General features: G+C 64.3%; 16 protein-coding genes. 3 read left to right on the top strand and 13 right to left on the bottom strand.

From position 1 onward, the window contains the following. Positions 1 to 109: 109 nt before the first annotated feature. The 10 genes from WMO66_RS03310 to WMO66_RS03265 all read right to left on the bottom strand — a co-directional run bounded on the left by WMO66_RS03310 (position 110) and on the right by WMO66_RS03265 (position 8328). A complete protein-coding gene (locus WMO66_RS03310) occupies positions 110 to 643 on the bottom strand; it encodes a hypothetical protein (RefSeq protein ID WP_349134990.1) in 534 nt (177 codons plus the stop codon). Between the two features lie 13 nt (positions 644 to 656). Continuing rightward, a complete protein-coding gene (locus WMO66_RS03305) occupies positions 657 to 887 on the bottom strand; it encodes a hypothetical protein (protein WP_349134989.1) in 231 nt (76 codons plus the stop codon). 70 nt (positions 888 to 957) lie between these two features. Next, positions 958 to 2217, bottom strand: a complete 1260-nt coding sequence (locus tag WMO66_RS03300) for an amidohydrolase family protein (protein WP_349134988.1) — start codon at positions 2215 to 2217, stop codon at positions 958 to 960. An 87-nt stretch (positions 2218 to 2304) separates the two neighbouring features. Then, positions 2305 to 3645 (bottom strand): CCA tRNA nucleotidyltransferase, encoded by a 1341-nt coding sequence (locus tag WMO66_RS03295; protein WP_349134987.1) that lies wholly within the window; start codon positions 3643 to 3645, stop codon positions 2305 to 2307. Beyond that, complete coding sequence (locus WMO66_RS03290; protein WP_349134986.1) at positions 3642 to 3905, bottom strand: hypothetical protein; 264 nt, start codon at positions 3903 to 3905, stop codon at positions 3642 to 3644. The genes WMO66_RS03295 and WMO66_RS03290 overlap by 4 nt, the downstream gene beginning before the upstream one ends. Beyond that, a complete protein-coding gene (locus WMO66_RS03285) occupies positions 3902 to 4255 on the bottom strand; it encodes an arsenate reductase family protein (protein ID WP_349134985.1) in 354 nt (117 codons plus the stop codon). Before WMO66_RS03285 ends, WMO66_RS03290 begins: the two co-directional genes overlap by 4 nt. Further along, on the bottom strand, positions 4252 to 4986 hold the full coding sequence (truA, locus tag WMO66_RS03280) for a tRNA pseudouridine(38-40) synthase TruA (RefSeq protein WP_349134984.1): 735 nt from the start codon (positions 4984 to 4986) through the stop codon (positions 4252 to 4254). Before truA ends, WMO66_RS03285 begins: the two co-directional genes overlap by 4 nt. Further along, entirely contained in the window at positions 4968 to 5090 is a 123-nt protein-coding gene (locus WMO66_RS03275) for a hypothetical protein (protein WP_349134983.1), read from the bottom strand. Before WMO66_RS03275 ends, truA begins: the two co-directional genes overlap by 19 nt. A gap of 95 nt (positions 5091 to 5185) precedes the next feature. After that, positions 5186 to 7291, bottom strand: coding sequence for a glycoside hydrolase family protein (locus WMO66_RS03270; protein ID WP_349134982.1), 2106 nt, complete (start codon positions 7289 to 7291; stop codon positions 5186 to 5188). 128 nt (positions 7292 to 7419) lie between these two features. After that, positions 7420 to 8328: an alpha/beta fold hydrolase gene (locus tag WMO66_RS03265; RefSeq protein WP_349134981.1), complete on the bottom strand. Its 909-nt coding sequence runs from the start codon at positions 8326 to 8328 to the stop codon at positions 7420 to 7422. A gap of 114 nt (positions 8329 to 8442) precedes the next feature. Here WMO66_RS03265 and WMO66_RS03260 point away from each other — a divergent pair, with 114 nt between their 5' ends. Next, positions 8443 to 8613, top strand: a complete 171-nt coding sequence (locus WMO66_RS03260) for a hypothetical protein (protein ID WP_349134980.1) — start codon at positions 8443 to 8445, stop codon at positions 8611 to 8613. On the opposite strand, the gene WMO66_RS03255 is transcribed toward WMO66_RS03260, so the two are convergent. From WMO66_RS03255 to WMO66_RS03245, 3 genes are read right to left on the bottom strand one after another with little or no spacing between them, the layout of a single operon-like run. Continuing rightward, on the bottom strand, positions 8552 to 9847 hold the full coding sequence (locus tag WMO66_RS03255; RefSeq protein ID WP_349134979.1) for a diaminopimelate decarboxylase family protein: 1296 nt from the start codon (positions 9845 to 9847) through the stop codon (positions 8552 to 8554). The two genes, WMO66_RS03260 and WMO66_RS03255, sit on opposite strands and share 62 nt — an antisense overlap. Then, on the bottom strand, positions 9834 to 10604 hold the full coding sequence (locus WMO66_RS03250; RefSeq protein WP_349134978.1) for a type III pantothenate kinase: 771 nt from the start codon (positions 10602 to 10604) through the stop codon (positions 9834 to 9836). Before WMO66_RS03250 ends, WMO66_RS03255 begins: the two co-directional genes overlap by 14 nt. Then, a complete protein-coding gene (locus WMO66_RS03245) occupies positions 10601 to 11083 on the bottom strand; it encodes a metallophosphoesterase family protein (RefSeq protein WP_349134977.1) in 483 nt (160 codons plus the stop codon). The genes WMO66_RS03250 and WMO66_RS03245 overlap by 4 nt, the downstream gene beginning before the upstream one ends. Before the next feature lie 65 nt (positions 11084 to 11148). Here WMO66_RS03245 and WMO66_RS03240 point away from each other — a divergent pair, with 65 nt between their 5' ends. Together WMO66_RS03240 and WMO66_RS03235 are read left to right on the top strand one after the other, a co-directional pair. After that, on the top strand, positions 11149 to 11370 hold the full coding sequence (locus WMO66_RS03240; RefSeq protein WP_349134976.1) for a hypothetical protein: 222 nt from the start codon (positions 11149 to 11151) through the stop codon (positions 11368 to 11370). Next, positions 11367 to 11747 (top strand): hypothetical protein, encoded by a 381-nt coding sequence (locus WMO66_RS03235; RefSeq protein WP_349134975.1) that lies wholly within the window; start codon positions 11367 to 11369, stop codon positions 11745 to 11747. Before WMO66_RS03240 ends, WMO66_RS03235 begins: the two co-directional genes overlap by 4 nt. Positions 11748 to 12391: the final 644 nt, after the last annotated feature.

The raw sequence follows: 12391 nt of genomic DNA, 5'->3' as shown, positions 1-12391 counted from the left end.
GCGGCGGGTTATTGAACGCGAAAGGAAACCCTGACGGTTTCCTTTCACACTTTTCTTCCCTCCGAAACCTCCGGCTGAGCAGGTTTTTCGACAGACTGATTTTATACACTTATTCGCCGCGATTCAGAAAATCGATGAGTTCCTCGCTGAGATTGTTCTGGTGATACAGGAACAGCGCCATATCGATGTCATACTCCGCCACCAGCTCCGGCAGGGATTCCTCGCGCAGGTAGCTGCGCGGATCGATCACGATGATCTCCGAAAACAGCTCCGCCCAATAGTCCGTCATCGGATCCTCCATGGAATCCTTCAGGATCAGGACACGCCGCGCAGAGCGCGCATTGGGATTACAGATGCGGTAAAACCCGAGGTTTTCCGTCGAGAGCAGGTTATACTGCATCTCCTCTCCGCTCTGCAGCCCTCTGGCCCAAATAGACTCACGAGGAACTTCGACGTCTTTGGCATCATAATACTGCAGCTCGGACGTCTCGCGGATGGAATAATACGGGATCTCCTCCTGCATGGAAAACAGATAGGAGAAGCGCCGGTTCAGGTCACCGCGATAGGGACAGTCAAGGTCCTGCCAGGCAAAGTCCTCCGCCGCGGGCAGCACCACACCGTCCAGCAGGCCGTTTTCCTGCATGGCTGCGGCAAGATCAGCCGAGGCGGCGGACCTTCGGGGCTGACGGAGCCATGGCGCGGCCGAAGCCGTAGGTCGCCGCCGAGGCAGCCAGCAGAAGCAGGATATTGCCCGGATCGCCCCATGCATAGAACCCAAGGCTCCCCACGAGGAGGAACGCATTGCGGAACCACGCGGGTAGCAGATAATAGCACAGGAAAAAGAGCGGCAGAAAACAGATCAGAAATATGGCGCTGTTGAAAACCATGGGTTTTGATTCCTCTTTCGGTCAAAATAGTCTGCCGGCACGGATGCACCGGGAGCGCCGGTTATTTCTATCAGAACAGCCGCGTCCCCGCGACATATTTTGCCGCGATATGGCGCTCGTCTGCCAGATAGATGCAGCGCTCGAGGCGCTCGATCGGGGTCAGCTCCTGCGGATGGACCAGGGCGCTGTCGTCCAGCACGACGGCATCCAGCGCAAAGCCCGGCTCAAAGCAGCCGACCTCTCCGAAGAACGCACCGCCGCCGCGCGTGGCCAGATAGAACGCCTGCGCGACCGTCAGGGGCGCAGTGGTGTCGTCGAGCAGACGCCAGCGGAGCTTCGAGACGCGGATGGCCTCCGCCATGACGCGGAACAGATTCTCCGTCTCTCCGGCGGCAAGGTCCGAGCCGAGGCCAACGCGCAGGCCGCGCGCCAGATAAGCGGAGACCGGTGCAATGCCGGAGCTGAGGTTGGAATTGGAGAGCGGCGAATGCGCGATGAACACGCCGCGCGCCTGCAGCAGGTCCTGCTCCTCCGGCGGGCAGTGCACGCAGTGGGCCATGATGCACGGCTGCGAAAGCAGGCCGCAGCGGTCATAGGCCTCGGCATAGAAGTCCGTCTGCGGGCACAGGGACTGCACAAGAGCGATCTCACCGAGATTTTCAGAAAGATGGCTCTGCACCGGCAGGCCGCGCCGGGCCGCCAGCTCGCCAAGCCCCTGCAGCAGAGCATCACTGCACGACGGGACGAAGCGCGGCGTCAGGATCGGCTTTGTATGGGCGAAGCGCGCGCTGGCCAGCCATTGCTCCGTTGCGGCCAGCGAGGCCGCCGCATCCGCCTCGCGCAGGGCCTCGGGACAGTCGCGGTCCATGTTCACCTTGCCGACATAGCTGACGAGGCCGCTGGCCTCCAGCAGCTCCATCAGAAGGGTCGTGGCGGCGGGGTGCACCGTGCCGAACACGACGGCGCGCGTCGTGGCGCTGCGGCGCAGGCAGTCCACGAACTGGCCGTACGCCAGCGCGGCATAGCTGAGATCCGCGTATTTGGCCTCCTCCGGGAACGTGCGGGCGTTTAGCCAGTCCAGCAGCTCCAGATCCATGCCCAGCCCACGGAAGGCAAACTGCGGCGCATGCAGATGGAGGTCCGTCATGCCCGGCAGGATGAGGCGGTCGCCGAAATCCGTCAGCGGCAGGCCGGAAAATCGCTCCGGCAGCGCCGAAAAGACACCGGTGCAGCGTCCCTCCTCGCAAACCAGATAGGAATCTGCCGCAACGCGGAGCCGCTCCGGAGATTCACTGTCGATAATGTTGCCGTGCAGCACAAAAGATCCCATGCGATCGCCCCTCTCGTTCAAAATGTTATATTATAATAGCACTATTTTATCACATTGTCAATTGCAGCCAAATATTTCTCCTCATTTTTAGGCATTATTCCCAATCTCGGAAGCAAGCTTCAGCAGGGATGCACGGTCGTTCGGCGCGGAGCCGTCCAGAACGGCGTCCAGCAGGCGCTTCAGCACAGCCCCGATGGCCGGGCCCTGTGTCATGCCGAGGGCCAGCAGGTCGCGGCCGGAGACCGCGAGAGTGGAAACGCTGCTGCAGCCCTTCTCCGCCTGCGCGAGCAGGGACAGCGCGGCTTCACACCGGGCGGTCTGCTCCGCAGCATCCGCCGTGCCGGTGCCGATGGCATCGGCGCAGCGCAGTTGGATCAGTGCGCGGCAGACCGGCGCGCCGAGGCGGGCCAGCATGCGCCGCATGCCGCGCAGGTCATCCGGAATGGGCCGGCCGTGCACCGCGACGAGCTGCGTGACGAATTCCGTCGTCGCGCGGTCATAGCGCAGGCGGCGCAGAACCTCCTCCGTGACGGCGGCCCCGGCGGCCGGGTGGCCGTAGAAATGGCCGACGAGATTTTTATCGAAGAAAAATGTCGCCGGCTTTCCGGCATCGTGCAGCAATGCCGCCAGCCGGAGCGGCTCCTCGGGCGGAACGCCGTCCACAACGGCCAGCGTGTGTGTCCAGACATCGCGCGTATGATGCGGATTATACTGCCGAAAGCCCTGACAGGGGGCAAGCTCCGGGATGAGCTCGAACAGCACATCGGAGAATTCCTCCAGCAGCGCAGCAGCCTGCCTGCCGCACAGAATACCGCTAAGCTCCTTGTGCAGGCGCTCCGGCGCAACGGCGCGCAGCCGGGTCCGGGCAGCATGGATGGCGGCAGCCGTCTCTCCGTCGATGCGGAAGGACAGCCGCGCCGCAAAACGCAGTGCGCGCAGCATCCGCAGGGCGTCTTCCGCAAAGCGCTCCGCCGGATCGCCGACGCAGCGGATCACGCCGCGGCGCAAGTCATCTTGCCCGCCGAAGAGGTCCGTCACGGCGCCCGCTGCGTCGGCCGCCATGGCGTTGACCGTAAAATCGCGGCGCGCCAGATCAGGTGTCAGCTCGCGCAGAAAGTCGACCCGGTCCGGATGGCGGCTGTCGGCATAGCCGGCCTCAGCGCGGAACGTTGTGATCTCGTAGGGCACGCCCCCGCGCACGACCGTGACCGTGCCGTAGCGCGCGCCCGTCAGGATGGTGCGGTCCGCGGCAAAGCAGGCCTCCGTCTGCTCCGGCGCGGCGCTCGTGCAGATATCCCAGTCCTGCGGCGCGCAGCCGAGCAGGCTGTCGCGCACGCAGCCACCGACCGCATAGGCAGAAAAACCCGCCGCGTTCAGCTGCCGGAGCAGTGCCTGAACCTGCGGCGGGATCGTGATGCGGGCCGTCATTTCGTATCCCGCAGAGGGAGCTTGCAATACGGGCAGTCGTCCATTTTCCCGCGGTTGGCAGGCAGCACCCGGTGGCAGTGCGGGCAGCGGTAGAACGTCACGCTGACAAGGAAGCCCAGCACCAGCAGGGCGATGCCTCCGAACAGCAGCCAGCGCTGCGCCGTCTGCGGGGCGCTCTTCAGCGCGAGGCTGAGCACTGCTGATGCACAGCCCGCGGCATAGCAGATATTCTTGATGAGTCTTGCAAGCTGCAGCTTCATTTCTCGCTCTCCTCCCATTGCTTCCAGACGTCCGGGCAATAGCCCACGGTCGCCTTCCTGCCGTTGCGGACGACCGGCGTGCGCATGAGCTCCGGCCGTTCAAACAGCTTGTCCTCCTTGGCGCGCGCGTCGTCCATATAGCGCAGCAGATCGATGTCCGGGTCGCGGCGCGACCAGTCGATGAGCTTATCCACACCGCCGACGGCGCGCAGCACGCTGTCAAATTCTCCGCCGGACATACCGTAGCGCAGCAGGTCGATCTGCTGCACGCGGATGCGGCGCTCCTTGAAATATCGCTCGGCCTTCTTCGTGTCAAAGCACTTCGAGCGGCCGAAGATCTGAATGTTCAATATCGCACCTCCATGAGCCACAGGCCCTTTGCCGGGGCCGTCTCCCCTGCCAGCGCGCGGCAGCGGGCGTCGAACAGTGCGGGCAGGCTCTCTGCCGGGCGCCCGCCGAGGCCGACCTCCAGCAGCGTGCCGACGAGGATGCGCGCCATGTGATACAAAAAGCCGTCCGCAGTCAGCGTGAAGCGCAGCTCGGCGTCCTCCTGCGTGATGTCAAGGCGGCGCAGCGTGCGCACCGTGGACTTTTTCATCTGCCGGTTGGCGCAGAACGTAAAAAAGTCATGTGTTCCCACCAGTCCGGCCGCACCGGCGCGCATGGCGCCGCAGTCCAGCTGGCGCGGTTCCCAGGCGCGGTAGCGCCGGGCGAACACATCCGGCCGGTCGCTGTTCCAGAGGCGGTAGACATAGGTCTTCTCGACGGCCGAAAGGCGGGCGTGGAAGCGCTCCGGCGCATAGTCGAGCGTCAGCGCACCGATATCCTCCGGCAGAAGGCGGCGCAGCTGCGCCAGCACCTCGTCCGTTGGCCGCTTCGGCGCATGGAACGACGCAACCTGACAGGCCGCATGCACCCCGGCATCCGTGCGGCCGCTGCCGCTGATCTCGAGCGGCTGGCCGAAGATATCGCCAAGGGCCGTTTCCACGCTGGCCTGCACGGTTTTGGCGGGCGGCGGCAGACGCTGCCAGCCGCGATAGCGCGTGCCGTCATAGGCAAGCGTCAGTCGGTAATTCTGCAAAGCTCCTCCATCACCTCGCGGTGTGTGTCCGCGGAGAAGAGGAAGCTCCCGTCCGCAGCATAGACCTCATAGTGTCCCCGAACATTTCGTATCTGAACCTGCATATCGATCCCTCCTGTTGTTTCTGAGAGAGAGTATAGCAGGTTTACTGTCCAATAAATCGGACTCGGAAAGACAAATTTTCGCTGTTTCGGAAAAATTACGCCGCCGGGGCCTCGAACTTATCCAGGAAACGAACGAGCATTGCTGCGCACTGCGCGCGCGTGGCGCTTCCGGCAGGATCGAGGCGCTTGCCGTCCGTGCCGTTCAGGATGCCGTTGGCCACGGCCCACTGCATGGCGTCGGCTGCATAGTCCGAGACCTTCGCCGCATCGGCAAAGTCCTTCAGCGAAGCGCGGGCCGATGTGTCATAACCGCACAGGTCGGCATAGCGCAGCAGCATCACGGCAAGCTGCTCGCGCGTGATCTCCTGCAGCGGCGCAAAGGACGTCGCCGACATGCCCTTGACCACGCCGTTTTCATAGGCCCATGCAACGGCATCGGCAAACCAGTCCGCCGCCGCGACGTCCGTGAAGGGCGCCTTTGCCGCGCCCGCGGGCGAACCCGCCATGCGGTAGATTACCGTTGCCAGCATAGCGCGGTTCATCGTGCTCTCCGGCTCGAAGGTCGTCTCGCTCGTGCCTTGGAACAGGCCGCGGTCCGTTGCCTCAGACACGGCCTCAAAATACCACGCATCGCGGGAAATATCCTGATACGGCAGGCCGGTGGCCTCCCAGCGGGCGTAGAGCGTGATGTTGCCGCGCGCGGGGGCAGTCGTTTCGGGCGTATAGCAGGTGCCGCCCGAGAGGGCGCGGTCATACCAGCCTACAAAATAGTGGCCGGAGCGATAAGCGTTCGGCAGCATGCCAAGCGATCTGCCCGTCTTATAATAAACATAGTCCTCCTCGGCCTCGCCGCCCATGGCATTGAACACAACGCGGACATAGGCCGTGCTGCCCAGACGGTAGACGCCGTTCAGATACATATCCGCCTCGTCGATGCGGCGCTTGGCCAGCCCGTCAACGACCTCGCTGCTGGAGCTGAGCCAGCGGCCCATGGTATTGACGAACTCCATCTCCGTATAGCCGCCATAGACGAAATACTGATAGATATTGTACTTGGGATTGATCCACTGCGGGCCGAGATTGAAGGTAAAGCTGATCATCGCGTCGTACTGCGACTGCGTGTGGACCAGCGGCGAGGCGTCGAGCACGTCGTCCACCATTTTTTCAAAGTCCACCAGCATCAGGCGCAGGCGCTGGTCGGCTTCCTCCTCCGTGATGCCGTCGGGGAATTCATTTTCTTCACAGCGCGTGCCATAGCCGATCGTCCACTGGCCGTAATCCCAGTAGGCGAACTTGCTGAAGCCCTCGTGATCCTTGATAAACTGGATGCAGGCCTCGCTCGTCTTCAGCATGACGGGATCCTCGCCGCTGCCGCCGTTGTCCTCGTTCGGGTTTTCGACCGGGGTCGAAGACCAGTGGGCGTAGACGATGAGATTCTCCGCCGCAGGTGTGGAATTGGTAATGTGCGCGCCGCCGGAGGCCGCCGTGTACCACCCGGCAAAATACATGCCGGAGCGCGTGGCCGTCTGCAGTGCGGCATAGGTCTCGCCGCGCGGATAGCACAGGACACGGTTGTCCTCCAGCGAGCCGCCGTTCGGCATATGGACAAGGTAGCGGAAGCCGGGGTCACTCTCGTTTCCGGTATAGTCGCCATAGAAATAGACCTGCAGCTCGCGGATACGCCGCTCGAGCATTTTGGAAGAATAGCTGCCGCCCACGCTGACCCACGAGCACCACGCATTGGCCATGCTGACCTCGGTATAGTCCCCGCCCGTCAGCAGTCGGGTCACGCGGCAGCCCGAGAGCACGGCAGAGCAGTTGAACTGCAGGGAGGCCAGCGCGTCGAACTGCTGCTGCGTCAGGGTCAGGCCGTTTGCAGAGAGGAAGCTGTTCACGCTATTCTCCACCTGCGTCAGGGCCGTGCGGAAGCTGGAGACGCCGCGGCCTTCCAGCTCCTCGAGCATAGCGATGCCGCTGTCGCTGACCGTCATGGCCTGCGGGGCGCGCTCGTTTGCATCCGGCCCGATCGTCTCGGGAGCCTGCGTTTCCTCCGGAACGGACTCCACCGGCTCCGTCGCAGCGGTCTCCTCCGGCTGCACGGCAGCCGTTTCCTCGGTCCCGGCCGTCTCTGCCCGCACGGGCAGCTGTATGCCGGTAAAGATCAGCAGCGCAGAAAGCGCGCCGCACAGAATTCGCTTCATAGGGTAACTCCTTCTTTCGGGATTCTACCCCATTTTAACAAAACCGTTCCCGTTCGTCAAGATTCAGAGGTCTTTTAACAAGTTCTGCGGCCGAAAAACATTACAAAAAGGTAACAATTTTCATTGGATCAGCCCAGATGCCGCTCATAAAATGCAAGTACGTCGTCATAGACGGTATGCCGATTCTTCTCGTTGAGGATCTCGTGCCGCCCGTCATAGAGCTTGCAGGTCACATCCTGCATCCCGGCCGCACGGAAGGCAGTCGCCGCCTTTTCCACCCCGCGGCCCATATTGCCCACGGGGTCGCTTCTTCCGGCGATGAAAAATACCGGGAGGGCCTTGTCCATGCGCTGCAGATTGGCGGGCCTCTGGATCATGCGGATGCCGCGCAGCATCTCGCGCGTCAGGCCGATGGTCGCGTCCTGCCCGCACAGCGGGTCGGCCGTGTATTTTGCAACGACCTCGGGATCGCTGCAGATCCAGTCGTTCGGCGTGCGGGCGTCCGGGAATTTCCGGTTATACGCGCCGAACATCAGGTTTGCCAGCAGCTTGCTGCGGCCGGTCTCGCCAAGGCGCAGCTTTTCCAGCCCGCACAGGGCAAGGCCCGCCGCAAGCACCGGGGCAGGCTGCCAGCCCGTGCCGCAGATGACGGCGGCGCGCAGCCCGGCGTCCGGATAGCGAAACAGCAGCGTGCGCGTCAAAAATGAGCCCATGGAGTGGCCCAGCACGAAATACGGCACGCCGGGATAGTCCCGCTGCGTGCGGCGCAGCAGCTCCATGCTGTCGTCCACGGCGGCGCACCAACCGCCGGAGAAATGACAGGGCTCCGTACCGTGGGATTTTCCGTGGCCCATGTGGTCCTCGCCCGTGACGAGCAAGCCGTGGGCATTGAGGAAGGCCGCAAACCCGGCATAGCGCGGCACATACTCCGCGATGCCGTGGATGATCTGCACCACGCCGCGCGGCTGGCCCTCCGGCTCCCAGCGATAGGCGTGGATCATTCCGGCTCCGTGCGAAGAAAATTCAAATTCCAGCATAGAAATCCTCCAAAGTCCGATTTATTGGACACCTCGTCCTGTATGATAGGAGCATGCTAAGCGTTCGGGCCGCAAAACCGGAGCTGCCCGGCAAAAATAACAGGAAAGAAGTGCATGTTCATGAATTCCGTGATCGATCTGACCGCCTATCTGCCCGAGCAGCCCGCGCCGCGCCGCCGCAAGCGGAAATTCGGCAGCATTGCCGCCGCGGTGGAGACTGCCGTCACCCTTCTGATGGGCGTTGGCTTTCTGCTTGCCCTGACGGCGTTTCTGCTGGCGCTGTAAAGTCCGGGTTTTCGTCGAGCGTGGAGAACAGCTCGTCCTCCCGCTGCGCGCGGCGGATGCAGCGAAGCGTGCCGTCCGCCTGATAGAGATATTCCGCGCAGTGCGGCGTCAGACCATAGGAATAGCCCATGGACGCGCCATAGGCCCCGACGTCATGGATGACAAGGCGCGCGCCTCTGCGGCATTCCGGCAGAAGGCGCTGGCCGAACGGTTCGCGCGGCTCCGGGATGCGGTCGCCGACGGCATAGCGCCGCCGCCCTTCCACACGGTCGTCGCCGAGGACAGAGATATGATGATACGTCCCGTAGAGCTCCGGCCGGAGCAGATCGGCGCGGCTGACATCCACCCCGAGCCAATCCTGCGCGCCGCGCTTGACGCCTGTCACCGTTGTAAGCAGAATGCCTGCATGGGCCGTGAGCCAGCGGCCAAGACCCGTCTCCACGGGCACGCCGCCCAAACCGGCAGGCTCCATGATCCGGGAAAATTCCGCCTGCACCCCACGGGAGACGGCCGCGATGTCGGCGTCGCGCTCCGTGCGGCGATGGGCCACCGGGAGACCTCCGCCGAGGCAGCAATAGGACACCTGCAGGCCGAAGCTGTCATGCAGAGCCGCCGCGCAGGTGAACAGGGCGCGGGCCAGCGCGGAAAAGGCCTCGGGATCGCGCAGGCCGAGGCCGAGCATGGCGCTCAGGCCGACCTCGCGCACGCCCTTGAGCCGCAGCTCCTGCGCCGTATCCAGCAGCTCGCCCGTCCGCATTCCGAAGCGCGTGGCCTCCGCCTTGTGGAAGCTGCGGTCCGGCTCCGGCCGAAGCCGCAGGCCGAGCCGCGCAGGCAGCGGACGCTCCCGCTCCAGCCGGAGCAGCAGCCCGCCGTCGTCCAGCACGAGGTCCGCAGCCGGAACGGCCAGCTCGGCGTCCGTGGGAAACTCGGGCGCAAAGCGGATGGACTCCGGGGAAAAGCCGCTGGCCAGCGCCAGCCGGTACTCCCCCGCCGTGACGCACAGCGCCCCCTGCCCCTCCTCGCGCAGGATGCGCAGAACGGTCGGGTTCGGCAGCGCCCGCACCGGGAACCAGGCCCGGAACCCGGCGCTCCACGAAAAGGCGCTGCGCAGCCGGGCCGCGCGGGTGCGGAGCTGCGCCTCATCATAGACATAGCAGGGCGTCGGAAGCGCGCGGAGCAGCTCCTCCGGCGCAAAGACGGCGTCCTGCGGATCGCGCCGCTCAGGCGCGGACATTGCGCTGATAAAGCAGGTTCAGGCCCTTGAGCATCAGGGTGCGGTCGTAGAGGAGCTTTCTGCGGCACAGCGGCACAACGAATTTGGAGATGCCGCCCGTCGCCACGACCGTTGCCGGGGTCCCAAGCTCCTGCTCCATGCGGTCGAGCAGGCCGTCGAGCATGGCTGCCGCACCGAACATGATGCCGCTGCGCATGGCGTCGCGCGTATTTTTGCCGATGGCGCGCTGCGGCTCGTCCAGGCTGATGCCGGGGAGCTGGGCCGTGCGGCCGGTCAGCGCCTCGAGCGAGATCTTCAGGCCGGGGCAGATGCAGCCGCCGCTATAGACGCCGTCCTTGTCGATGGCCGTGATGGTCGTCGCCGTACCCATATCTACGATGAGCAGCGGCGCGCCATAGTCATGGATGGCCGCGACGGAGGCGACGATGAGGTCGCTGCCGATCTCCGTGGGATTGTCCATGCGGATGTTCAGGCCCGTGCGGATGCCGGGGCCGACAACAAGGCAGCTCTTCCCCGTCAGCTTGCGGATGGCGGTGCGGAACGAATTGAGCACCGGCGGCACGACGGAGGCGACGATCGTGCCGTCGATCATGGACGGAACGACGTCGAACAGCGCCAAAATGTTCTTGAGCTCCGCACAGTACTGATCGGACGTCTTGATGGAGTCCGTTGCCATGCGCGCCTCAAACAGGATGTCGTTCCCCTCGATGCCGCCGAGGACGACGTTGGTATTGCCGATATCGATTGCAAGGATCATAAGGTTTCCTCCAGTAACAGATCTTTCACGCAGCAGACTGCTTTGCCGCCGTCCACCGTCACGATGCCGCAGCTCGGAGCGCGGCCGCCGCAGGCGCCGGGATTCAGCAGCCAGAGGCCGCCCTCCTGCCTGCAATAGGGAATGTGGGTATGGCCGAACAGCGCGACCTGCGCCTGCTGCTCCTGCGCCGCAAGAGAAAAGCGGAGCAGCCCCTGCTTGACGCCGTAGCGGTGCCCGTGCGCGCCAAAAATGCGCACGCCCTCAAAGGTCCGGAGCAGCGTCTCCGCGCGCGGCGGGCCCCACAGGTCGCAGTTGCCGCGGACGCTCAGGACCGGCAGGCCGCAGAATTCCTCCGCAAGACGGTCGGCATCGGCGCAGTGGTCGCCGAGATGGATCACGGCGTCCGGCCGCTCCCGCCGCACGGCAAGCTGCATGAATTCCTGCTCGCCATGAGAATCCGAAAGGATCAGAAGCTTCATGGCGTCACCTCCTTCGCGTTTGGTGCATATATTATAGCAGGCCACAGAGCGGGAGGCAATCATTTATGAAGCAGGAAGATGCAAAAAAAGAGGCGCAGCGGATCCTTCACGCCCCGGAGGCACAGCAGCTCCTTGCGCTGCTCTCCCGCGGCGGCGGGCAGACGCTGCAGCAGGCGGCGGCAGCGGCGCAGCGCGGCGACATGGCGGGGGCGCAGGCCATGCTGAAGCCGCTGCTGGACGACCCGCAGGCGGCCGCTCTGCTGGAAAAGCTGAAGCAGGGCAGGTGATCGGCACGGAAAATCTGGAGGAAAAGCTCAGTCAGGTCCTGAACGACCCGAATTCCATGGCGCAGCTGATGTCATTCGCGCAGTCGCTCGGCATGCGGCCGCCCGATGCGCCCCCGCCCCCCGGTCCGCCGCCCGGGCCGTCACCCGGCCCGCCGCCCGGCGACGAGGCCTTCGTGCGCGGCATCCTGCAGCTCGTCCGGCAGGCGAATCAGAAGGACGGGCCGCAGGAGGCGCTGCTTGCGGCGCTCAAGCCCTATCTGCGCCCGGAGCGGCGAGAAAAGCTCGACCGCGCGATGCGCATCGCGCGCATCTCGCAGATCGCAGGCGGCGCGCTGAAGCAGCACGGCGGCCTGCTGGGAGGGCCGAACGATGTATAACCGTTATACCCCAACGCCCGGCGGGCAATACCAACGCAAGCCCGTCCCGGAGCCGAAGCGTCCGCCCGGCCCACCGCCGGGGCAGCCGTGTTCCCCCGGTCCGCCGCCTGCGCCGCAGCCGCCGGGACCGCCGCCGTGTTCTCCCCCGCCGCCCGGTCCGCCGCGCCCACCGCTGCGGCTGCCGTTTCTGGAGGGGCTGATCCCCGGCATGGACAGCGGTGATGTGCTGGTCGTGCTCATTTTGCTGCTGCTCCTGTCGGAGGGCAACGAGGACTCCGGCTCCGTGCTGATGACGCTGGCGATCTTTCTGTTTTTGCAATAGGGCAACATAAAATCACCCGCTGCGGAGACCCGCAGCGGGTGCGCTATTTTGTTTTGGGTCTGTACAGGACAATTCAAACGCGCAGGGGCGCTGGTGCACCACCGTGCTCCCCCGATTTGTCATTCCGAGGAGCGAAGCGACGTGGGAATCTCGGGAAGGCAGTTACGATTTTGCCGATAGCTTCCCCGCGATCCTACTGGGCACTGCGAGATCGCCACGGCCTGTTTGGGCCTCGCAATGACAAACCCGGGAACCTTTCCCATTTTGACGGCAGTCTGTACCAGTTGGCAGCATTGCGCCGGGAGCGGCATGCCGCTCCCCT

Origin of the sequence: Faecousia intestinalis, from assembly GCF_040096185.1 — a bacterium.
GTDB lineage: Bacteria > Bacillota > Clostridia > Oscillospirales > Oscillospiraceae > JAZOXB01.
The sequence above is the reverse complement of the archived record's forward strand: the minus strand, read 5'-3'. Positions and strand labels throughout refer to the sequence as shown.